Source organism: uncultured Ellagibacter sp., from assembly GCF_934643285.1.
In the GTDB taxonomy this organism is placed as follows: domain Bacteria; phylum Actinomycetota; class Coriobacteriia; order Coriobacteriales; family Eggerthellaceae; genus Ellagibacter.
This window is the reverse complement of record NZ_CAKUBT010000009.1, coordinates 40,382-63,187: the sequence shown is the minus strand read 5'-3', so window position 1 is coordinate 63,187 and position 22,806 is coordinate 40,382. Positions and strand designations below refer to the sequence as shown.

Below are 22,806 nucleotides of genomic sequence, written 5' to 3'. Positions count from 1 at the left end.
GAGGACTAATCTTCCAAGTAATCCTTCAACTTGCTCGAGCGGCTCGGGTGGCGCAGCTTCGCGAGCGTCTTGCTCTCGATCTGGCGGATGCGCTCGCGCGTGACGCCGAACTCGCGTCCGACCTCCTCAAGCGTGCGCGGATGGCCGTCTTCCAAACCGAAGCGCAGGCTGATGACCTTCCGCTCGCGCTCCGCGAGGCCGTCGAGCACCTTGCCGAGCTGCTCTTGGAGCATGCTGAAGCTCGCGGCGTCGGGAGGCACCACGGCGGCGTCGTCCTCGATGAAGTCGCCGAGCTGGGAATCCTCTTCCTCGCCGATCGGCGTCTCGAGGCTCACCGGCTCCTGTGATATCTTCTGGATCTCGCGGACGCGCTCCTCAGGCAACCCCATCACGTCGCCAATTTCCTTCGGAGTTGGTTCGCGACCGAGCTCCTGGAGAAGCTGGCGCTGGATGCGCACGAGCTTGTTGATCGTCTCGACCATGTGCACCGGAATGCGGATGGTGCGCGCCTGGTCGGCGATGGCGCGCGTGATGGCCTGGCGAATCCACCAGGTGGCATACGTGGAGAACTTGAATCCCTTGCGGTAATCGAACTTTTCGACCGCACGGATGAGGCCCAGGTTGCCCTCCTGGATAAGGTCGAGGAAGAGCATGCCGCGGCCCACGTAGCGCTTCGCGATGGACACGACGAGGCGCAGGTTTGCCTCGATGAGCTGCTGCTTCGCGTCGAAACCGACTTCTTCGATGCGGGTCAGGCGGCGAAGGTCGCGCCTTTCAAGCTCGATTTCGCCGGCGTCGGCCTTCTCGAGCTGCTCGCCCGCAGCGACGCCCGCCTCGATCTTCATGGCGAGGTCGATTTCCTCGGCAGCGGTGAGCAGCGGCACCTTGCCGATTTCCTTCAGATACATGCGAACCGGGTCGCCCGTGAGCATGGTCACGCCGCCGTCGTTTGCGCGCTTGCGGGTCGCACGGCGCTTGCTGCGGGCCGTCGTCACCTTCGGCAGCTGCACATCGGTGGTTGCTTTAAGTTCTTCTTCGGGAATGCCCTCGAGCAGGTCTTCCTCCTCGTCGATGCCAGCCTCGATCTTGTCTTCGTCGAGCGTGGTGTCGGAGGCTTCGGAAACCTCGCTTACAGGGGGCTCTCCCTCTTCGGGATCCTCATCGAGCTCGTCCTCCTCGAGGATCTCATCGGGTTTGGAAAGGTCTTTCGGTTCTTCGGCAGTCTTCTTCGATAATTTCTGGGAATCCTTTGCCACGTGATAGTCCTTTCTGGATAAGAACGCCCGGGGCTAAACCGCAACCGGGCGCAAATACACAGCGATAAAATATACCATAAATCGGGCCGAATGTGTATGAATGTCACAATAAATCGTTCGGGTCGACGTCAACGGCAACGTTCACGTCCGCCTCGGGCACACGAGCGCGAAACAGCGGGGCTATCACGCGAGAAAGATCGTCCCCGGGCGGGCACTTCACCACAACATGCCAACGGTACACGCCGCGCAGCTTCGCGAGAACGCACGGGCTCGCGGGAAGGACGGACCACCCGTCCCCGCCGAAGTCGCGGATATGCGCCTCGAGCTCGGTGAACAGCCTTTCTGCGGTCGTGCGCACGGAGGGCTCGTCCTTTCCCCAGACAAGCACGTTTGCCATGCGGACGAACGGCGGGTAGAGAAGGATGCGCCGCTTCGGAAGTTCCGCGCGAAGGAACCGCTCGCGATCGTAGGTGGCGGCTGCGCGGATGGCGACGTTGTCGGCCTCGTAGGTCTGAACGAGCACGCGCCCCGGCAAGTCGGCACGCCCGGCGCGACCCGCCACCTGTTCGATCAGGGAAAACGTGCGCTCGGCAGCCCGATAATCGGGAAGGTGGAGCTGCGTGTCGGCATTGATCACGCCCACGAGCGTCACATCCTCGAAGTCGAGCCCCTTCGCGATCATCTGCGTTCCCAAAAGCACGGCGGCATCCGCTCCGGCAAACTGCTCGAGGAGGCGCTCGTGGGCTCCTTTGCCGCTCGTGGTGTCGGCGTCCATGCGGATGATGGGCACACCGGGGCCAACGCCAGGCATCCCGTCGAGCAGTGCGCGCAGCTCGGCCTCGACGCGCTGGGTGCCCGCGCCGAACTTCTTCAAGTACGGGCTTCCACACTCGGGGCAGACGGCGGGCGCGATCTCGGTGTGCCCGCAATGGTGGCACACGAGCATGCGGCCGCGCTCGTGATAGGTGAGCGAGGTGTCGCACGAGGGGCAGGTGGGCACGAACCCGCAGTCGCGGCACAAGAGGAACTTCGCGAAGCCGCGCTGGTTCAAGAGAAGCACCGCCTTGCGCCCAAGGGAAAGCTCGCTGCGAAGCCCCTCGACGAGCTTGCGCGAGAACATCGCGCGCGATCCGCCGCGAAACTCCGCCGCCATGTCTACGACCTCGACCGTCGGCAGGGGCTTGCCGTTCGCGCGATCGGGCAGGTCGGCCTTCGTCCAGCTCCCGCCCTGCTCGCAAGCGTAGAGCGCCTCAATGGAGGGCGTGGCCGAACCCATGACGAGCACGCCGCCCGAGCGAGCGACCATCCAGCGCGCCACCTCGCGCGCATCGTAGCGCGGGGCGGAATCCTGCTTGTAGGAGCCTTCGTGCTCCTCGTCGATCACGATGAGCCCGATGTTCGAAAGCGGCGTGAACAGGGCGCTTCTCGCCCCCACCACAACGCGCGCCGCGCCGCTTTTGATGAAATCCCACTGGTCGTAGCGCTCACCCTGGCTCATGCGCGAGTGCATGACCGCGACCATGTCGCCGAAGCGACCGCGGAAGCGGCCCACCGTCTGCGGGGTGAGCGAGATCTCGGGCACGAGCACGCAGGCCGTGCGCCCCTCGGCAAGCGTCTTCTCGATGGCGCGCAGATAGAGTTCCGTTTTGCCCGATCCCGTGACGCCGTCGACGACGACAACCTCGCCGCAGGCATGCTCGCGCGCGCGGTCGATGGCCGCAAGTGCACTTTCCTGCCCCGGCGTGAGCGCGGGCTTCAGTGAGGGGGTGAAGCCATCGGACGCGATAGTGGGCGCAAGAAGGGTTGAGGTGGAAAGCGCACTACAGCAGGTTTCGGCGAGCGAGCCGCTCATCGCAGCACCAGCCAAGCCGCTGCGCACACCGTCAGGGGTCCCCCGCATGCGGCGACGTCGCACGATGCGCACGACGCCCTTCGCCTCGAGGGCGCGCAAGGTGGACGAAATTGCCCCCATCTGGGCCGAAAGCTCGGACACGCGCAGATCGCCCGTCCGCACGGCAGCCACGATCGCCTCCTGGCGAACGGCGTTTTTGCGCGGCTCGAACGTGGAGAGCTCAGGACCGGCGACAACCCAGCGATCGTCCACTTCCCCAACCTTTTGTTCCTCCAAGCGCCATCGACCATCGCGGCCATGCAACATCCGCGGAACACCCCCCGGAGGCGTGAACAGGCGAACGCAGGAGGAAAGCGGCGCGATGTAGCGGTTCGCGAGCCATTGGGCGCATGCCGCGCCCTCCTCGTCGAAGTACGGTTTAGAAAGGCCCCGAATGATTGATTTCAGCTTGCGCGCATCAAGGCCGGAAGGCCACGTTTCGTCACCAGGGAGCCCCGCCTCGAAAACATCAATGACAAAGCCCACCGCCTGGCGCCTGCCGAAGGGCACAAGCACCGCGCACCCCACTTCGACGGGATCAACGGCGCTCGAACCCACAGCGCTACCCGCGAGGGTATCATCCCCAAACAGGCTCTCCATCTGGGCCGATGTGGAAGAAAAAGCGCATACCGAGTCCTCCCCGTCCGCAGCGGGCAGAGCATAGGTATAAGGCGCATCGAGCGCTTGGGTGGGAATATCTAAGATAACGGAGGCAAGTTTCATGCCGTCAAGTATAGCGAAAGCACCGCGGGCACACGACCCGAATCGCCGCCTTCAGCAAAACGCCGCCTTCCCGATTCTGCGAAGGCGGGAAGGCGGCGTGAGGAATTGAAAGGCTGTCGCGGGAAGGCTCAGCTAGGCGAGGCCGCACGCAGCGCGAAGCGCATCAGCGCGATCGGTTTTCTCCCAGGTGAACTCGGGAAGCTCGCGGCCGAAGTGGCCATAGGCTGCCGTCTTGCGATAGATGGGGCGACGCAGGTCGAGGCTGTCGATGATCGCACCCGGACGCAGATCGAAGACCTCGTTCACCGCACGCTCGATGTCGGCCTCGGGAACGTGCGCCGTGCCGAACGTCTCGACCATGATAGAGACCGGCTTCGCCACGCCGATAGCATAGGCAACCTGGATCTCGCAGCGATCGGCCAGGTCAGCGGCAACCACGTTCTTCGCAACCCAACGTGCAGCGTACGCAGCGGAACGGTCGACCTTCGTGCAGTCCTTGCCCGAGAACGCGCCGCCGCCGTGACGGCCCATGCCGCCGTAGGTGTCGACGATGATCTTGCGCCCGGTGAGGCCGCAGTCGCCCATAGGCCCGCCAATGACAAAGCGCCCGGTCGGGTTGATATGGATCTCGGCACCCTCGGCGAGCTCGACCCCCTCGTCAGCGAGCACAGGCCTGATGACCTGCTCGGTCACGTCGCGACGCAGCGTGGCGTTGTCGATGTCCTCGGCATGCTGTGTGGACACGACGACCTTCTCCACATTCGCGGGAGCGCCGTCGACGTAGCGCACCGAAACCTGCGTCTTGCCATCGGGGCGCAGGTAGGGCAGCGTGCCGTCCTTGCGCACCTTCGCCAAACGCTCGCTCATGCGCTGTGCCAGGTAAATCGGCATCGGCATGAGAGTCTTCGTTTCCTTGCAGGCATAGCCGAACATCATGCCCTGATCACCTGCGCCCACCGTCTCGTAGACATCTTCTGCCTCGCCGTGCTGCGCCTCGAACGACTCGTCGACGCCCTGCGCGATGTCGGGCGACTGCTCGTGGATGGCGTTCAGAACGCCGCAGGTCGTGCCATCGAAGCCGTACTTCGCGCGATCGTAGCCGATCTCGCAGATAACGTTGCGCACGATCGTCGGCACATCAACATAGGCCTGCGTGCGGATCTCGCCCGCCACGACGACCATGCCCGTCGTGGTCATGGTCTCACAGGCGCAGCGCACCTTCGACACATCGGCGGGCTGGCCCGACGGGGAAATGTAGCCCTGCTTCTGAAGCTCGGTTTCCTTCTCGAGGATCGCGTCGAGAATCGCGTCGGAGATCTGATCGCAGATCTTGTCCGGGTGACCCTCCGTCACCGATTCGGACGTGAATAGATACGTAGAATACTGCTCTTCGGCCATGAAGCTCCTCCTTCATCGTTGTCGGCCGGACCACCTTGGCACAACGCCAGGTTGGTGTCGGGATCGCAGAGCCAACTCTCTCCCCCGACTCTTGATAAACGGATATTCGCGGGCGCAATCCGTGCACCCTCGTTTATGCATGCGGTACTTTACCACACCGCCGTCTATTCTAATTGAGAACAAAAAAGAAACAATTCCCAACCGCAGTCGTTTCGCGGAGTTTCTCCCCGCCACCCTTCCCAATGCGCCGCGCTCATGACGCCCGCAGCCCCATCAGCATTCCATCAGCATCCCGTCGCCTCGGAGAGCCTTTGCAATGCTACACTCATCACGACAAACCGACACCCCTCGGAAGGAGCGGGCATGCTGAGCAACAACGCCTATACGCAAGAGTATTTCGACATCATGGAGAGCTTGGGCGGCGACATCGAAAGCCGCCGCGCCGCCTACGATTACATGAAGAATTCCACCGCCATCGTCCATCATCAGGTGATTTCCACCTCCTTCGTGCCGCGTCTCTACGATCGCCGCACGCGCGAGATCATGCGCACCACAGTCGAGACGACGCACCGCATTCTGTGCAAGGTGATCGAGCACTACCTCGAAGACCCCGACTACCGCACCATCTTCGACTACGACCCGCGCTTAGCCGACCTCATCTTGGTGCCGCGCGGCTATGACGCCGTGCTCCCCTTCGCGCGCTTCGACATCTTCCTGAACGAGGAGACCGAGGAAGTCGCCTTCTGCGAGTTCAACGGCGACGGATCCTCGGGCATGAACGAGAACCGCGAGATCACCAACTCGCTCGCGAATGCGAAGACCTTCCAGGAGTTCGCGCGCCGCCACAAAGTCGAGCCTTGCGAGCTCTTCGACGCCTGGGTGGAGGACTTCATCGGCATCTACCATACCTACAAAGGACGCGTCGAGCATCCCCGCTTCGCCATCTGCGACTACCTGCAAAACGGCGTCGTAGACGAGTTCCACCTGTTCGCGAAGAAGTTCGAGGAACACGGCTATCCTTGCTGCGTGTGCGACGTGCGCGACCTCACCTTCGACGGCGAGGTGCTGCGCGATGCACAGGGCAACCCCGTGCACGCCATCTGGCGCCGCTGCGTCACCAACGATGTGCTCGAGTTCTGGGACGACTCGCAGGCGCTCATCGAGGCCGTGCGCGCGCAGAAAGTGGCGCTCATCGGCAGCTTCGCCGGGCACATCGTGCACGACAAGCAGATCTGCGAGGCGCTTTTCCACCCGAAGACGCAGGCGTTCCTCACCGACGAAGAGAACGCGTTCGTCGCACGCACGGTCCCCAAGACGCGCTACCTCGATTCGAGCGAGATCGACCTTGACGAGGTGCGCGCGAACAAGGACGCCTGGATCGTGAAGCCGACCGACGCATATGGCGCCGCCGACGTGTACGCCGGGTGCTTCCAAACGCAGGAGAAGTGGGACGAGATCATCAATCGCTTCGCGAACGGGGCCGCAGGCGCGCCGTTTCTTGTGCAGCGCTACATCACGCCGTACAAGACGCACATCTTAGAGCCCGACCACGACATCGAGGGCCTCTCCGACGAGGAAGTCGACCGCAAGGGCGCCATGTACAACAATCTGGAGGGGCTCTACTGCTACAACGGGCGCTTCCAGGGTGTGTTCAGCCGCCTGGGGCCCCTGCCCACCATCTCGAAGCCCATGCGCGGCATCACCGCGGCAACCATCTGGGTCGACGAGTAGGAAGGTGAGCGCATGGGCCTGGGAAACCGCATCGTGTCGGTAGTGTGCGCAATCTGCCTTGCGGTGAGCTTCGTTGCCGCCGGGTTCGTCGCTGTCGCCGTCCCCGATGACGCAACGGCTTCGCTCGCCGACGCCTACGCCGGGACCACCAACCCGGCGACGCCGTTTTCCCACGAGGAGCTTTGCGACATGGCGCTCGCGGGGAAGCACTACACCTTCGACAGGAACGATAGGTTCGCCCTCAACCAGGCCATTTACGATATCAACGCGCAGGCAGAAGCCGACGGGCGCGCACATCGCGGCTCGCTTGACACCGCCTTGTGGGACGAGATGGCCGCGAGGGATAAAGTGAGCGGCGCCGATGCGGCAAGCGCCGCTTCGACCTCGCTGTTCTTCGGCCTTGCGAACACGCTGGGGGGCTCCTCCGACGAAACCAGCGACCTGGCGCGCATGCACATACTGCAGCCGAGCAGCGAGAACGTGGACATGCTGCTTGCGCAGGCATCCGACACCTACGTGCTCGACCCCGAGGCGATCGAGCACCTCGACGACGTCTTCGGCGTTCTCGCGACAGCCGAGCCCGTCGTGCTAGGCGTATTCATCGCGGCCGTGCTCACCGCCGTGGGCGTCGGGTGCGCGAGCGGAAGAAGGACGTTCGGGACGGTTTTGCTCTGCGCGGGCTTGGGCACGATCGCGGTTTTCGCCATCTTGGGAATATGGGCCGCCATCGACTTCGAGGGGCTGTTCGCCGTGTTCCACAGCTTGTTCTTCGCGCAGGGAAGCTGGGCGTTCAGCGCCGACTCGCTGCTCATCACTATGTACCCCGAGCCCTTCTGGGTCGGCATGGGCGCCATCTGGCTTGCCACAGCGATCGCCGTAAGCGCCATCTCGGCGATCGCGGGCCTCGCGCTGCGCCGCGCCTGAGAACCACCAAACCTGCGAGAGAAAAAGAGGAGCCTCCTCGCGGCGCCCTCGCTACCTGCCCCGCGCCTAGCTTCTCGCTGCGCCCGACCTCGCAAAGCGAGCACGCTTTCGCCGCCTTCGCCGCCCTCCCGGCGCAGATTGTCGCAATACGGTGCAATCCCCGCCATCAGGCGCGAAAGCGAGTATCATATGCAGGTTGAAACGACTTCCAAAAGACGAAAGAGGAATCCGTGACTGACAAACCCGTACGCGTACGCTTCGCACCCTCGCCCACTGGGCGCTTGCACGTCGGCGGCGCGCGCACCGCAATCTATAACTGGGCATTCGCCCGCGCGATGGGCGGCACCTTCATCCTGCGCATCGAGGACACCGACCCCGAGCGCTCGACCGAAGAGAACGTCCAGGTCATCCTAAACGCCATGAAGTGGCTTAACCTCGACTGGGACGAGGGTCCCGAGGTTGGCGGCGACGCGGGCCCCTACTTCCAGACCCAGCGCTTCGACACCTACAAGACCGCGCTCGAGCGCCTGAAGGACCGCGGGGCGGTTTACCCCTGCTTCTGCTCGAAGGAGCTGCTCGACCAGAAGCGCGCGAAGGCGGAAGCGGAGGAAGGCGGCTACGCGGGATACGACCGCACGTGCCGCGACATCGACCCCGCCGAGGCGCAGCGCCGCATCGACGCAGGTGAACCGCATGTTTGGCGCCTGAAGGTGCCGCTTGACCACGGCCCCATCGAGTTCGACGACGCCGTGTACGGGCACGTCTCCTTCCCCGCCGACGTAATGGACGACATGATCGTCGTGCGCACCGACGGCACGCCCACCTACAACTTCGCTGTCGTATGCGACGACGCGAACATGGGGATCACACACGTCATTCGCGGCGACGACCACCTCTCGAACACCCCGCGCCAGATCCTCATCTACGAGGCGCTCGGCTACGACGTGCCCACCTTCGCGCACCTGTCGATGATCTTAGGCCCCGACGGGAAGAAGCTCTCCAAGCGTCACGGCGCAGCGAGCGTCGAGGAGTTCCGCGACCGCGGCTTCCTGCCCGACGCGATGGTGAACTTCCTGGCCCTTCTGGGTTGGTCCCTCGACGGCGAGACGACGCTCATCAGCCGCGACGTGCTGTGCAGCGAGTTCTCGCTCGACCGCATCACCAAGAAGGACGCCGTGTTCGACGAGACGAAGCTCGAGTGGATGAACGGCCAGTACATCAAGGGGATGAGCGCCGGGGATTGGATCGACGCGAGCGTTCCTTGGCTTGCGCGCGCCCGCGCGGGCGTTGCGGCCGATGCCGAAATCTCCGAGGAGGAGATCCGCGAGACTGCGGCGGACATCGCGAACCGCCCCGAGTTCTACGAGAAGCTCTACCCACTCGTTGCCGAGCGCGAGACGCGCCTTGTCGACGCTGCCGACAAGCTGGCCTACATGTTCTGGGGGCCGCGCGTCGAGGTGCTCGACGAGAAGAGCGTGAAGAAGGTGCTCTTGAAGGAAGGTGCGCGCGCCGACGAGGCGCTTGCAGCCTGCCGCGCCATCCTGGCCGATGAGAGCCGCGCATGGGAGGCGACGAGCCTCGAGGCCGCATGCCGCGAGCTCGGCGAGGAGGACGCGCTCAACATGAAGCTCAAGCTCGTGCTGCAGCCGCTGCGCGTTGCCGTCTGCGGCAACATGGTCTCCCCGCCGCTGTTCGAGTCGATCGAGCTGTTGCCGCGCGAGGACGTGCTCGCGCGCATCGACCAGGTCACCGCCGAGGTTTTCGGTGGGGACGAATAGCGACTTCGAGCAGGGCGCTCGCGACGCGCAATCCGCCGCGAGCGCCCCTTCCACCTTGCGCGTCGCCTTGGGCGCTCCGCGCAAGGTGCTCTTTCTGCGCGACTTCTGCACGCGCCCCCAAGGCTCCAGCTGCATGAAGTGCATCGAGGCGTGCCCAAAAGGGGCCATCGCCATCGCGAATGCCTCCGCCGCCGTCGATGCGCACGCCTGCACCAAATGTGGGATATGCGTTGGCGTGTGCGACGGCTTCGCAATCCCCGGCGCCTCCGTCGAGGCCGTCTTTTCACAGATGCGCAAAATTGCGCTCACGGGCGAGAAGGTCATCCTAACGTGCTCGTATCTGCTCCCTTCAGGCTTCGCCCCAGCGGACAACGTAATCGTGCTGCCATGCCTCGCAATGCTGCCGCCCGAGCTTTGGACCTGCGCGCTCGCGCTTGGCATCGATCTTGCCGTCGCCGTCATCTTCGAGGAATGCGAAGCATGCAAGCGCACCAAATCTCAAGGGCTTGAGCGTTTTTCCTGCGCAATCGAGCAGGCTGAAGACGTCACCGAGCGTACCGTGGCGTTCACCGACGACGTTCCCGAAGCGCAGGCCGCCCCGACGCTCATGCAGACGCTCGGCGACGCATCGGGCAAGGACCGCCGCGAAGCGCTTCTCAACTTGAAAGACCAAGCGGAAGACATCGCCTCGGGCGCATACCGCATGAAGCGCAACGAATCGCTGCGCGCCTTCCACGAGCAGCGCGACCACATGCTCGCCGACGAGCGCATCGGGGGCGCGGTCGGGACCCCCGAGCAAAACGAATACGCCGAGGGGGGCATGACGCGATGCTCGCTCTCTCCTCGCCAGCGGATGCTGCTCGAAGCGGCGGACGTCTCCGACGCCGTCGCCGTGCGCAAGCGCGTGATGCTCTCCGCTACCGACGCCTCTCTTTGCGACAACAGCCTCGCCTGCGCGAAATCGTGCCCCACAGGCGCTCGCAGACCAAGCCCCAAGGATGGGCAACTCGTCTTCGAAGCGCGCTTGTGCATCGGCTGCGGACTATGCACAAGCGCCTGCCCCCAAGGCGCCGCAAGCCTTCGCGAGGCATATGCCGGCGAGCTGCTCCCCCAACCTGACGACGAATAACGAAAAGAAGAAGGCAAAAATGCTCTCGGACAATCCCACACTCGAAGAAGTGGCGAACCATTTCGCGAACGACCAGTTCGCCACACGCGCGGCAGGCTGCACCGTCGTCGAGGCGAGTCGCGGGCATGCGGTCTGCGAGATGAAGCTCACCGAAATCCACCGCAACGCAACGGGTAACGTGATGGGCGGCGCCATCTTCACGCTCGCCGACTTCGCGCTCGCCATCGCCTGCAACATCGGCGAGCCCCCGAGCGTCTCGGTGAGCAACACCATCGAGTACTTCTCGGCAACGAAGGGCGAGAAGCTCATCGCCACCTGCGACGTCGATAAATCGGGCCGCCGTCTGGGGTTCTACACCGTAGAAATCACCGACGACACGGGGCGGCGCATCGCGAAGATGTGCGCTACCTGCGCGAGATAGGTTGCACCCGCCCTCCCAGCGGGAAGCACACAAGCCTTCGCGACCGTAGCGACCGTTGAGGGTCCTAAAGGGTTGCGTCCTTACTTCTCCGCGAAAAAGCGTGCGGCGTTTTCCCAGAACATCTTGCTCGCGATCTCGCTGCCGAACTCCTTTACCACGATGTCATGCAAATTCGCGACGCCCGTGCAGGGGGAAAGCCAGCGGGGCACCTCGCTGCCGTCGTAATCGCTTCCGAGCGCAAGCAGGTCTTCTCCCGCCACTTCCAGGATATGATCGATGTGGCGCAGCGCATCGTCGCGCGTGGCCTCTTCCCCACGGTCGTTCAGGAAGTCGTTGTAGTAGTTGAACCCGACGATGCCGCCGCGATCGGCGATCTCGCGCAGCTGCCAGTCAGCGAGATTGCGCTTGTGCCCGCAGACGGCGCGCGCATTGGAATGTGAGGCCGCGAAGGGCTTTTGCGCGCAGCCGCACACGTCTTTGAACCCGGCGTCGTTCAAATGCGAGACGTCCACCACAATGTCGCGCGCCTCGAGCCCGCGGACGCACGTACGGCCGAACGGCGTCAAGCCATCTTCGGTGACGTTGCCGCTGCCGAGCGCATTCCGCCCGTTCCATGTGAGCGTCACCATGCGCACCCCGTCGTCCGCGATCGTGTCGAGGCGCTCGCCCGCATGACCGTCGTCGGCGAGAAACGCCGCACCCTCCACCGTGAGCATGCCGGCGGTTTTTCCCGCGCCAAACGCGCATTCGGCCTCGCCTGAGGTGCGAACGGGTGCAAGCTGCTTTTCGAATTGCGCCGCCTGACCGCGGAAGAAATCGCGAATGCGCAGATAGAACGACCACGCGGCGTCGCCTCGCAGCTCGTCGGGAACGAACACGGCGAAGCACTGGCACCAGTTGAATTGCGCCGTGCGCTCAAGCGAGATGTGCGCGTCATTGGAAAGAAGCGAGCTCATACGCGCATGCGGGATGGAGCTATCGCCCTCCATGTACCCGAACGCAGCGCCTCCCGCCTCGCCGTGAAGCGCCAAACGGTCGAGCGTGTCGCAATGCAAATCGAAAACCCTCATGTCAGCCTTTCTTTTCCTGTCCCACATTCACACCACCCGAAAGCGGTGGGCGTGCAGAACCCGTCGCAGGCTTCACGCCCTCGCCAAACGCGGGCCTTGTGCCCTCGCAGGAAGCGGGCTCCCCATCCCCGCAGGTTGCAGCCTCCGCGTCCATGCCGCGCAAGGGCTCCTCGTCCGCAGGTTTCTTCCCGCCCGCTACGGAGACGAGCAGGATCATCGACACCATGAGCAAAAAGCCGGCCCAGTCGTAGCCGGTAAACGAGGTCCCGAGCCACAGCGCGGCGAACACCGTCGCGCTCACCGGCTCCATGGCGCCGAGCAGGCTGCCCGTCACGGGACCCACGAGCGCGACGCCGTGCAGATACAACGTAAAAGCCGCGAACGTTCCCAAAACGGCGATGGCTGCAAGGACAAGCCATCCCGTCGCATCGAGAGCAGGCACGACGACGCCACCGCCCCACACGGCAGGCGCCGCCCACGCGATTCCCGCAGCAACTCCCCCGATCGCCATGCCAACGCCTGCCGTCAGGAGGGTTCCCCACACGAACATGAGGCGCTTGGGATACATGATGTAAATCGCAACAGTGATGCTGTTCGCAAGACCCCACGCGAGCCCCGCAGCGGGAAGCGCCAAACTTGACAGGTTTCCTTGTGTCGCAATAAGGAAGGTTGCCACCAGGGCGAACACAAGCCCTAGCGCCTCTCCTGCGCGCGGAGGCTTCCTCGCGAGCGCGCACGCGGCGAGCATGACCCACACCGTGCCGAGCGATTGCAGAACTGTGGCTGTACCGGCATTGGTGCAGCCGATCGAGGCGATGTAGGAAAACTGGCAGGCGAAAAGCCCGAAGACGCCGAATATGACGAGGCTCCGCAGCGAGGCCCTATCGCGCAGCATCGCAAGAAAGCGCTCGCGACGCGTCGCAAGCAGCAGCACCAAGAACAGCGCACCCGAGCCGAGCATGCGGGCCGCGGTGATGAAGGAGGCGTCGATGTCGTAGTGCGCGAACAGGTACTGCGAGCACGCACCCGAGAAGCCCCAGAGCGCACCGCCCGCGAGCGCACACGCCACGCCAAAGAGGAAGCGCTCCCTATTCCCCTTCCCCACCGCTGAGCTCCTTTAAGAAATCGAGGACCGCACCGAAGAGCGCATCGCCCTCTTCAACCTTGAAATACCTGATGGGAAGCGTAAGCTTGCGTTTCTCCGCGAGATAGCGGCCGCCCGCTCGGCGAATCGGCACCATCTTGTCGCGCGGTACGGCGACAGGCTCGACGATGAGCTTTCCGCCCGCGACCGTCACCGTGTTCATATGATGCTCGTTCGCGAACGCCTTCACGCGCGCCTTCGCGAACAAGTTCCTTGCCGCGGCGGGCATGTCCGGCCGCTTGGCGAGCATGTCCTGCTCGATGGCCTCGACGTCCTCCATCGTCGCCGCTGACGCGATCTTTCGGTACCACAGCACGCGCTCGTCGGTATCGGGGACGTACTCTTCCGGCAGGTAGGTGTGGCCCGGCAGGTTCACGGTGATGTCGGAGAGCGCTGGCGGCAGCCCGTCGGCGGCGCCTGCATCGCCTTCGCGCGTGGCGGCAACCGCTTGCTCGAGCATTTGCGCGAACAGGTCGAAGCCGACCGCGCTCATGTTGCCCGACTGCTCGGCACCAAGCATGCTTCCCGCGCCGCGTATCTCCAGGTCGCGCATGGCGATGCGCATGCCGCTACCGAGCTCGGTGTGCTCGTCGAGCGCAGTCAGGCGCGCCTCAGCCTCCTCGGTCAGGCTCACGTTGTCGGGGAACATGAAGTACGCGTACGCCTGCACCGACGAGCGCCCGACACGCCCTTTCAGCTGGTACATCTGAGCCAAGCCGAGACGTTGGGCGTCCTCGATAACAAGCGTGTTCGTATGCGGATTGTCGATACCGCTCTCTATGATGGTCGTCGCCACGAGCACGTCGAGCTCGCCTGCGCTGAAGTCCTCCATCACACGCTCGAGCTCTTCGCGCGACATCTGCCCGTGTGCGATTCCGACGCGCGCCTCGCCCGCCGCCGCCTGCACGCGCGCCACAGCATCCTCGATCGAGTGGACGCGATTGCTCACGTAGTACACCTGGCCGCCGCGCGCAAGCTCGCGCCTGATCGCGCCGGAAACGATGTCGGGGTCCCACTCCCCCACATGGACCTCAACCGGCCTGCGATCGCCCGGCGGCGTCAAGATCAGGCTCATATCGCGCACGCCCGACAGGGACATCTGCATGGTGCGCGGAATCGGCGTCGCCGACAGCGTCAGGACATCGATCGACTCGCGCAGGTTCTTCATCTGCTCCTTGTGGCCCACGCCGAAGCGCTGCTCCTCGTCGATGATCACCAGCCCCAGGTCATAGGGGTTCACATCGCGCGAGAGAAGTCGATGCGTGCCGACGAGCACCGACACGCTGCCGTCGGCGAACCCCGCCAGCGCCCGCGATTGCTCAGCCGGCGTGCGAAAGCGCGAGAGCACCTCGACCGTCACGCCGAAGGGCGCGAAGCGGTCGTGGAAGTTCGCGAAATGCTGTTGCGCAAGAATGGTCGTCGGGCAGAGGACCATGACCTGCTTGCCATCCTGTGTCGCTTTGAAGGCCGCACGCAAGGCGACCTCCGTCTTCCCGAAACCAACGTCGCCGCAGATGAGGCGGTCCATCGGGCGCGAGCTTTGCATGTCCGCCTTCACATCGGCGATTGCCGCGAGCTGGTCGGGCGTCTCCTCGTAGGGGAACGACTCCTCCATCTCGCGCTGCGCTGCGGTGTCCGGGCCAAAGCTGAAGCCCTGCGTCGCCGCACGGCGCGCGTACACGTCGACCAGATCGAATGCGAGCTTTTTGGTCGCCTTGCGCGCCTTCGCCGTCGCGCGCGACCAATCCGATGTATTCAGCCTGGTGAGGCGCGGGCTTGCCCCTTCGGGACCCACGTAGCGCGTCACGCGGTCAAGCTGCTCGACCGGCACGAACAGCTTATCGCCTTCCGCATACTTCAAAAGCAGGTAGTCGCGCGCCATGCCATCAATCTCGCGCCACACGAGGTCTTCGAAGAAAGCGACGCCGTGAGCAGCGTGGACGACGTAGTCGCCCGGCTTATAGGGGAAGGTCACCTCCGTGATGTCGGTCCGCCTGCGCGCGCGGGCCGTCGTCTGGGTGCCCTGGGTGTCGGAGAGCGCCACGATGGCGAGCTTCGCCTTCGGGAATATCATTCCCAAGGGGACGTCGATGTCGACAACGTTAACGACCGACCTGCGAAGACGACGCTTCGCCGATCCATCGCCCGAAAGGCCGTCCAACTCTGAGAAGTTCGCGTCGAGCGCCTCCTGAAAGGCGATGCCGTTGTCGACGAGCGCAAGCTCGATGTCGTGGCGCGCGCGTGGCTCCGGCGCGCAAAGGGCCACCGTGTTGCCCCCCTCGACGAGGTTCACCAGCCGACCGAACAGCTTGTCGGGATGCCCGGCAACCTCGACGCGCTTCACGGGAAGCTCGACGTCGATCGTGCCGCCGACGCGCATAATCGACACGTACGTCGCGCGGACGCCCCCGCCGAAGTCGAGCGCGGTCGGCCCAGCATAGAGCCCCACCACGGGAATCTTCGTCCCCTTCGCGCGCGCCTCTATTTCCTCATACGCATGCGTGGCGTCGTCGAAAAGCGAGCGCGGCTCGATAAGGCACGTCATCGTATCGGGGCCCGCCCATGCGCCGAGCGTCACCGACTTGTCGTAAAGATACGGGAGCAGCGCATCGGCGCCCTCGAAGCGAAGCCCGCCATCGAGCTTCTCGAGCATGTCGCGCAAAACCGCGTTCGATTTCGCGGGTGCCGCGATCTTCCTGCGTGCGCGGGCGATCGTCTCCGCTGAACAGGAGTACTCTCGCACAGGGTATATCTCGACGCGCGAGAGCGGAGAGATGGTCTGCCCCGTCGAGGGGACGATGCGCCTGATCTCGTCCACTTCGTCTCCGAAGAAATCGATGCGCACGGGATAGGTGAGGTTGCCCGGAAACACGTCGATAGTGCCTCCATGCACGGCGAAGGTGCCCGGCCCGTCGAGCTCGCCGGTGTTCACGTAGCCGCGATCCTCAAGTGAGCGGGCCACGTCCTCGAAAGACTCGACGCAGCAGCGCTCGCGCACAGCACTCGGAAGCGCCGCCTCGCCTTCCCGCGCCGTATCGGCAAGCTCGATCCCCGCCTCGAACACGAGGGGTGCCGCCACCAGGCTTTCTTTCGGCGGCATCATCCTGATGAGCGCGCGGGCGCTTGCCACGACGACGCGCGGCCTGCCGCATGCGAGCGAGAAGGCGGCCTCCATACGGCGGGCGACCTTGCGAGCATCGGGCGTCTTCGGGGAGAAGGGGGTATCGGCACGCTCGGGGAACAGCAGCACGCGGTCTTCCCCCAAATAAGCTGCCATATTGCGAGCGAAGGCAATAGCGGCATCCTCACCTGCGACGACGACGAGCGTCGGGCGCGGCGAGCGCGAGAACTGAGCGCTCGCGAGGAAGGGACGCGCAGATGACGCGACACCGAGCGTCGCATCGGTTCCCGCGTCGAGCTTTCCCCAAAAGTCATCCAGCGCGCCCGACTTCTCGAGCACGAACGTCAGCGAATCGATGAGCATGCGCGTCCTTCCAAGCGTCTGCAAGGCGAAACAGCCCGCAGACAGCACAAAGAGCCGCATCGCGCACCTTTATGAGGGGAAACGCGAATACGGCTTCAGTTTTGATATTGTTCCCAACAGGGAATTTCCAAGCGCAAGTGTATCACAGCGAGCCTTCGCACCCCAACCGCCCATGCCCGCATCTCCCAAACCATCACGATGATTCAAAAAAGTACACGCTTCGTGCCAGAATTCGGGTTCAAGCGTGCACTCATTCCCTCGAACCCCGAAGAAGCCGCTATACTTTCAGCGGAGAGGAAAGGATGAGCCATGCCCCGTGAGACCGTCGCCGCGAAACGCGAGCGAGCCATCGAAATCGCCCGCCGAATGAATGAGCACTACCCCAAGGCGGAATGCGCTCTACATTACGATTGCGACCCGTTTCGACTGGTCATCGCCGTGTTGCTTTCCGCGCAAACGACCGACAAAGGCGTGAACAAGGTGACGCCCGCACTCTGGAAGCGCTACCCCACCCCCGCCGACCTCGCGTCGGCCAACGTCACCGACGTCGAAGAGATCATCCGCGCCATCGGCTTCTATCGCACGAAGGCCGCGAATTGCGTGAAGTGCGCGCAACTGGTGGTCTCAGAGTACGGTGGGGAGGTCCCGCGGGATATCGACGAACTGCAAAAGCTCCCCGGCGTGGGAAGGAAAACCGCAAACGTAGTGCTCAACGAGGCATTCGGGATCGTCGAAGGCATCGCTGTCGACACGCACGTCTTTCGAATCGCGCACAAGCTGAAGCTCGTCGGCCCCTCGGCCGACACGCCCGCAAAAACGGAAACCGCCTTGCTCAAGCTCTACCCACGCGACTTTTGGGGGCCGATCAACCATCAATGGGTGCTCTTCGGGCGCGAAACGTGCATCGCGCGGCGGCCCAAGTGCGAGGAGTGTTTTCTTGCCGACGTCTGCCCGAGCTGCGGGAAGAAATAGCGATTGGAGCCGCCCCGCGAGCGAAGGCTCTCCCGCAAGCACCCTACCGAACGTTGCCGTACACGAGGGCAAGCTCCTCAGGCGACGCCCCCTTCACATAGCGCGAGCGCAGGCGCGCCATGTTTGCCCACACCCGGAGGCGATTGACCTCCCCATTGGGAAAACGCCGAGCCGACGTGCGGATACGATGCTTTGTCATGCCGATGGGCTCGCCGAGGCGCTTTAGGTTCAAAGCGAATTGGAAGTCCTCCATAAGCGGCACGTCGGGAAACATCCCCGCCTTGAAAAACAGGTTCCTCTCGATGAAAAGGCCCTGGTCGCCGTAGGAGATATGGCGGACCCTCACCCGCAGGTTGGACATCACCTGGCACAGCATGAGCACCGGGGTCAGCTTGTTGAAGCGGATGCCGAACGTCCCGACGCGCGTACGCGATAAAACCTCGCCGATTTCGCGGAAGGCCCCCTCGGGAAGCATGCTGTCGCAATGGAGGAAGAAGAGCACCTCGCCCGCTGCCGCTCGCGCCCCCGTGTTGAGCGCGCCACCGCGCCCGCGTCCCTCCTGGTCGATGAGGCGATAAGGAGCACGCACGCGGTCTCGCGTACCGTCGGTGCTGCCGCCGTCGACGAAGATCACCTCGCAGCGACTTCCCGCGAAATCAATGCGATCGAATTGGTCCTGCAGCGCATCGATGGTGGACACCTCGTTGAAAACGGGCACGATGACCGAAATGCTCTTCGGACATTGACTACTCTCGACTGCCACCCGCGCGCTCATCGGATCGCCGCCTTCGCCCGGTTGAGCACCGTCGCCGAAACCGCCGGTGTTTCATTGACCTCCATCAGGGCCGACAAAGCGTGGACCACCCGCACGCTGCCGGCAAGGCTGCCCAAGCATTGGCGCCGCGCCCGCTCGAGTTTGCCCGCACACGAGGCGCAATACACGTACAGCACGGGTTCTTCCATGCCCGCACGGGCGCACTCGCGAGCAACCGACTCTAGCACGCGCTTTGCAGCGACAAACGAGGCTTCAGGCTGGGAAAGTTCGAAGGCGGCTCCGCAGCAAGCCGAGCATTCCGACACGAATACCGAAGGCTCGAGGAAATATGCCAGATCATCGAGCCATTCCCGATGCGCACGGTCAGGGCAGGGGACGAACACCGCACCGGGAGTCGCAACGCGCGCGCAGTCGATGAGCCCGCGCTCGGTAAGCTCGCGCAGGAAGGCATAAATTGTAACCTGAGAAACTGACCGACCGAGCGCCTCCGCGAACGCCGAGCCGCAATTCGGGCAGAGCGGCACCACCTCGCGCGCACCAACACGCACCAGGCGCTCCTCGACGCGCGAAAGCTCCGCACGATACGCCTCGGGGCCCTTCAACCCCTCAAGCGGCAGGCCGCAGCAATCAAGGGCGAAGCTCACACCGGAAACGGGGCGCAGCGCGTCCTTAAGGGCTGCAAGCGTCTTCGGGAAAAACGAGGGGAAGCCGCAGCCAGGGAAAACGACGCTCCCCGCGCTTGCATGGCGCCAGTTCTTGAAAACGTAGTTCGTCTTCTCGAAAACGGTCAACCTCGAAGAAAGGGAAGACAAACCCATCGTCTACTCTCCCCCTTCCCCATCGTTACTCGAAACCGCATCTTCCAGGCCGAAGCGCCTCTTCAACACCACAGCCACTCCAACCACCACCGCGCCGACGCCTAAGGCGAGCGCACAATAAGACAAGCCCGAAGCGCCCTGCGACACGCCGGCGCCGGCGAGCACGTACATCGCGGTACCGGGAATCATGAACAGGAAAGAAAACGCCGCATATGTCGCAACCTTCATATCGGTTACCCCATATGCGAAGTTTTGCAGATTGTACGGAAACAGGGGCACAAGCCGCGTGATCGCGAGCAGGACCACGGCGTTCACGCCCGTCTCCCCGAAAAGCCATCGCCTGAGATGGGCGTTGCGAAGGGCGCGCGGCCGCACCGCATCGCGCAGGAAGAATCTGCCGACGAGAAACGACAGCACCGCGCCCACTGTCGCCGCCGTGGCACACGCGATCGTCCCTAAAACGGGACCGAAGAGCGCCCCCGCCGCCAACGCGAACACCATGCCCGGCAGCACGAGCACCGTGCAGCCCACCACCGTGCACAGAAAGTACACTGCAAGGGAGAGCGCAAGGTTCTCCTGCACGAGCTTTTCCAGATTCGCCCACGGCCCGAACGCAGCAAGGCCCGCTTCCCCGCCGAAAAGGACGCTTGCGACCATGACAAGAAGGGCCAAACAGGCGAAAACCGCCGGTTTGACCCATTTCGGAAAGGACGATGGCGAACCTTGCGGGCTCCCTTGAGACGCGTCGATGCTCAGCATTTGCCCTCCCGAGCATCCTTCGCGTCGTCTGCGCACGGCACATCGAGCACGCCTGCGCCCTGCGAAACGCCCGTCGCCGCGTCTGTCCCCTTCTTGCCGCGCGATACATGCTCGCGGTAAAGCTGCCGTGCCAAAACAGCGAGCGCCGCGAGCGCAAAAAGAATGAGCAGAGCCGTGACCAGCATCTTTGCACCACCAGTGAGCATACCGCCCACATAGGAATACACAATCGTCGCCGGAAGCTGCCCGATGCCCGTCGCAATCATAAAGCCCTTGAAAGGCATCGAGGTCAAGCCTGCGAAGTAGCTCACGAAGTCGAACGAGACAAACGGGAGCAGACGCGCGATGAGCACGCTTTGGTCTCCATGCCGCTCGAAAAACCGCTCGATGGTCGCAAGTCCCGTTTTCGAACACAGCTTCTCGACCGCTTCGCGCCCAAGCGACCGAGCAATCCAAAAGCAGACCGCCGCGCCCGCCATGGCGCTCGTCCACGACAGAATCGCGCCATGCCACCAGCCGAACAGATTCGCGTTCGCGAACGTCAGGATGAAAGCAGGCAGGGGCGCCGCAACCGACTGAAAGATCATCAGGGCAAACGACACCACGGCAGCCCATACGCCATACGACGCCATGAAATCGCGCATCTCCGCGAAGTCACCGGTCGAGAAACGGCGACACAGATCGTTCACGAATGAGTTCACGCTCGGAACAGCGAAATACGCCACAGCGGCCGCCACGACGACGACCGCGATGGCGATTCGCGATACCCAAGCGTTGCGCTTGGAAGCCATAAATTCCTACCTGGGGAAACTAAGCTTCGGTTGCGCCGGTCCAAGCCTTCATGCCGCCCTCGAGGGTGAACACGTTGTCCATGTTCGCGCCGATGACGGAAAGCACGTTGGTGCCGGCCTGGGCATAGCTCTTACCGGAGTAGCAGATGAGCACAAGCTTCTTGTCCGCGCCGTTCTCGGAACCAGTAGCGTCCTTAAGGGCCGCCTTCATCGTGTCGACGCCGTTCTGGAAGTCGCCGCCCTTGCAAGCGTCCATGTCAGCCGCGATAGCGCCCTTGATGTGGCCCGCCTTGTAGTCATCGGCCTTGCGCAGGTCGATGAACACGTAATCGGAGGAATCAAGGTTAGCCTCGGCATCCGCCGATGTGATGTACTTCATGGCGACGTCGGACTCGGGAGCCTTGACCTCGTCGGTGGCCGCAGCCTTCTGCTCGGTGGCGGCAGAATCTGACTTCTTCTCGGCGTTGTCGGAATTGCCAGAGCAACCAGCGAAGACGCCGCCCGCGAGGGCGAGAGTGCATACGACAGCGAAAACCTTCTTCATCATGGTGAAGCATCTCCTTATATTCATTTGTACGAGATTGTCAGCCTTCAAGACGACGCAGAATCGCCATGACCTAAAGCCCACCCTTGATCTGGGCACCGCGCGCAAGGCAGAAAGGCGCGAATAACTTACCCGATAATACCCGTTGCAGAATGGGCATTCGGTTGGTTAGGCCGTGGAAAATGATATCATGCGGCATTCAAATAACGCAAATCCAGCCTGCGCTATTCGGAAGCAAGCGGCCTCTTTTTCAGGTAAAAGCCGCGGCGATGCAACTCGGCGACGAGCGTTTCCACCAAAAGGGGGAGCGCCGAGCGCACAGGCTCGGTCAAATCCATCGCATACTCAGAAGGAGACATGTTGGCAACCTGCATCCCCAGGCAATAGCCTTCGGCCTCGTACCCAAGAAGCGACGCGGCGTCGAAAAGGTCGACGAGCTTCAAATCGTGCAGCGAGGCCATCGCGCCTGTATGCCTGGCCATGGCGTCGGGCGAGAAGCGGTACACCGTACCCGGGGCATCGCCTGTGCCATCAACCGCATCGACCGTGATGATCACGTCGTAGCTGTCCACGTAGGGAAGCATGTCCAGGCTCATGCAGCCGACATCGAAAAGTCGCACATTACTAGGAACCTCATAATCACGCAGCACGGTATCGTATACGGCAGGCCCCACACCCTCGTCGAGCATGAGCCGGTTTCCCACGCAGAAAACGGCGGCTTTCCTCTCCCCCATGCGCTTAAGCCCCCAATCCCGGACGGATGACGAGGTTGTAGTAAGTGGCTGTAGCAATCATCACACAACCCACGATTACGGAGACGACAGCCCAGATGCGCTGGCGAGAGAGATACTTCTCGCGCGAGACACCGTGTTCTGCCGCGCGGTGGGCCGCAAACGGCTGGCTCACGATGGAGAAGGCCACTGTCGCCGCGGTCAGAAGCACGAATACGATCACCGCGAACACGATGGAGAGCGCGCTTGGGGTCGCAAAAGCCGCGTAGAAAGTGTTATCGGCGAAAAGCCAGATCGGATAAAACAAGATGGCGGCCCACATACCGTGCGCCGGCCCCCAGATAGGCGGCAAAAACAGCGCGCCGATGTTCACGCGCGGGACGCCCTTCAGGAACTTCTCTTCGCGGGCAATTTCCTCATCAGTGAGCTCACGTGCCATGACGACGCGCACCTCTCTCTACTCCGTC

General features: G+C 63.4%; 19 protein-coding genes and 1 riboswitch. Of the genes, 6 read left to right on the top strand and 13 right to left on the bottom strand.

The genetic code is table 11. The annotated features are described in order from the left end of the window. Positions 1 to 5: 5 nt before the first annotated feature. The 3 genes from rpoD to metK form a co-directional block, all read right to left on the bottom strand. Positions 6 to 1,256 carry an RNA polymerase sigma factor RpoD gene (gene rpoD / locus Q0I65_RS05970; protein WP_296061132.1) on the bottom strand — a complete coding sequence of 417 codons (1,251 nt, stop codon included), beginning with the start codon at positions 1,254 to 1,256 and terminating at the stop codon, positions 6 to 8. A gap of 103 nt (positions 1,257 to 1,359) precedes the next feature. After that, complete coding sequence (priA, locus tag Q0I65_RS05965) at positions 1,360 to 3,870, bottom strand: primosomal protein N' (protein WP_296061131.1); 2,511 nt, start codon at positions 3,868 to 3,870, stop codon at positions 1,360 to 1,362. Between the two features lie 132 nt (positions 3,871 to 4,002). Continuing rightward, positions 4,003 to 5,268, bottom strand: coding sequence for a methionine adenosyltransferase (gene metK, locus Q0I65_RS05960; RefSeq protein ID WP_296061128.1), 1,266 nt, complete (start codon positions 5,266 to 5,268; stop codon positions 4,003 to 4,005). 9 nt (positions 5,269 to 5,277) lie between these two features. Further along, positions 5,278 to 5,369: riboswitch (SAM riboswitch) on the bottom strand. 262 nt (positions 5,370 to 5,631) lie between these two features. On the opposite strand from metK, the gene Q0I65_RS05955 reads away from it, so the two are divergent. The 5 genes from Q0I65_RS05955 (at position 5,632) to Q0I65_RS05935 (ending at position 11,251) form a co-directional block, all read left to right on the top strand. After that, on the top strand, positions 5,632 to 6,999 hold the full coding sequence (locus Q0I65_RS05955; RefSeq protein ID WP_296061127.1) for a circularly permuted type 2 ATP-grasp protein: 1,368 nt from the start codon (positions 5,632 to 5,634) through the stop codon (positions 6,997 to 6,999). Between the two features lie 12 nt (positions 7,000 to 7,011). Further along, positions 7,012 to 7,923, top strand: a complete 912-nt coding sequence (locus Q0I65_RS05950; protein WP_296061124.1) for a DUF1461 domain-containing protein — start codon at positions 7,012 to 7,014, stop codon at positions 7,921 to 7,923. A 230-nt stretch (positions 7,924 to 8,153) separates the two neighbouring features. Beyond that, complete coding sequence (gene gltX / locus Q0I65_RS05945) at positions 8,154 to 9,701, top strand: glutamate--tRNA ligase (protein ID WP_296061122.1); 1,548 nt, start codon at positions 8,154 to 8,156, stop codon at positions 9,699 to 9,701. Further along, positions 9,688 to 10,830, top strand: a complete 1,143-nt coding sequence (locus tag Q0I65_RS05940) for a 4Fe-4S binding protein (protein WP_296061121.1) — start codon at positions 9,688 to 9,690, stop codon at positions 10,828 to 10,830. The genes gltX and Q0I65_RS05940 overlap by 14 nt, the downstream gene beginning before the upstream one ends. 19 nt (positions 10,831 to 10,849) lie before the next feature. Next, a complete protein-coding gene (locus Q0I65_RS05935) occupies positions 10,850 to 11,251 on the top strand; it encodes a PaaI family thioesterase (protein ID WP_296061119.1) in 402 nt (133 codons plus the stop codon). An 80-nt stretch (positions 11,252 to 11,331) separates the two neighbouring features. Here Q0I65_RS05935 and Q0I65_RS05930 read toward each other — a convergent pair whose 3' ends face one another. Genes Q0I65_RS05930 through mfd form a run of 3 tightly spaced genes read right to left on the bottom strand, consistent with a single transcriptional unit; the run spans position 11,332 to position 16,949 of the window. Next, positions 11,332 to 12,321 carry a membrane dipeptidase gene (locus Q0I65_RS05930; protein ID WP_296061116.1) on the bottom strand — a complete coding sequence of 330 codons (990 nt, stop codon included), beginning with the start codon at positions 12,319 to 12,321 and terminating at the stop codon, positions 11,332 to 11,334. A 1-nt stretch (position 12,322) separates the two neighbouring features. Further along, a complete protein-coding gene (locus Q0I65_RS05925) occupies positions 12,323 to 13,426 on the bottom strand; it encodes a DMT family transporter (RefSeq protein WP_296061114.1) in 1,104 nt (367 codons plus the stop codon). Further along, positions 13,410 to 16,949: a transcription-repair coupling factor gene (gene mfd, locus Q0I65_RS05920; RefSeq protein WP_296061111.1), complete on the bottom strand. Its 3,540-nt coding sequence runs from the start codon at positions 16,947 to 16,949 to the stop codon at positions 13,410 to 13,412. Before mfd ends, Q0I65_RS05925 begins: the two co-directional genes overlap by 17 nt. Before the next feature lie 309 nt (positions 16,950 to 17,258). Here mfd and nth point away from each other — a divergent pair, with 309 nt between their 5' ends. Further along, positions 17,259 to 17,921 carry an endonuclease III gene (gene nth, locus Q0I65_RS05915; RefSeq protein ID WP_296061109.1) on the top strand — a complete coding sequence of 221 codons (663 nt, stop codon included), beginning with the start codon at positions 17,259 to 17,261 and terminating at the stop codon, positions 17,919 to 17,921. Between the two features lie 43 nt (positions 17,922 to 17,964). On the opposite strand, the gene Q0I65_RS05910 is transcribed toward nth, so the two are convergent. The 7 genes from Q0I65_RS05910 to Q0I65_RS05880 form a co-directional block, all read right to left on the bottom strand. Then, on the bottom strand, positions 17,965 to 18,696 hold the full coding sequence (locus tag Q0I65_RS05910; protein ID WP_296061107.1) for a TIGR04283 family arsenosugar biosynthesis glycosyltransferase: 732 nt from the start codon (positions 18,694 to 18,696) through the stop codon (positions 17,965 to 17,967). After that, complete coding sequence (locus tag Q0I65_RS05905; RefSeq protein WP_296061104.1) at positions 18,693 to 19,514, bottom strand: hypothetical protein; 822 nt, start codon at positions 19,512 to 19,514, stop codon at positions 18,693 to 18,695. The genes Q0I65_RS05910 and Q0I65_RS05905 overlap by 4 nt, the downstream gene beginning before the upstream one ends. Positions 19,515 to 19,517: 3 nt before the next feature. Further along, complete coding sequence (locus Q0I65_RS05900) at positions 19,518 to 20,186, bottom strand: TVP38/TMEM64 family protein (protein ID WP_296061102.1); 669 nt, start codon at positions 20,184 to 20,186, stop codon at positions 19,518 to 19,520. 80 nt (positions 20,187 to 20,266) lie between these two features. Beyond that, positions 20,267 to 21,064 carry a TVP38/TMEM64 family protein gene (locus Q0I65_RS05895; protein WP_296061099.1) on the bottom strand — a complete coding sequence of 266 codons (798 nt, stop codon included), beginning with the start codon at positions 21,062 to 21,064 and terminating at the stop codon, positions 20,267 to 20,269. Positions 21,065 to 21,083: 19 nt separating this feature from the next. Further along, positions 21,084 to 21,611, bottom strand: coding sequence for a rhodanese-like domain-containing protein (locus Q0I65_RS05890; RefSeq protein WP_296061096.1), 528 nt, complete (start codon positions 21,609 to 21,611; stop codon positions 21,084 to 21,086). A 221-nt stretch (positions 21,612 to 21,832) separates the two neighbouring features. Then, positions 21,833 to 22,342, bottom strand: a complete 510-nt coding sequence (locus tag Q0I65_RS05885) for a hydrogenase maturation protease (protein WP_296061094.1) — start codon at positions 22,340 to 22,342, stop codon at positions 21,833 to 21,835. Positions 22,343 to 22,346: 4 nt separating this feature from the next. Next, positions 22,347 to 22,778, bottom strand: a complete 432-nt coding sequence (locus tag Q0I65_RS05880; protein ID WP_296061093.1) for a viscotoxin-A3 — start codon at positions 22,776 to 22,778, stop codon at positions 22,347 to 22,349. Between the last annotated feature and the right edge of the window lie 28 nt (positions 22,779 to 22,806).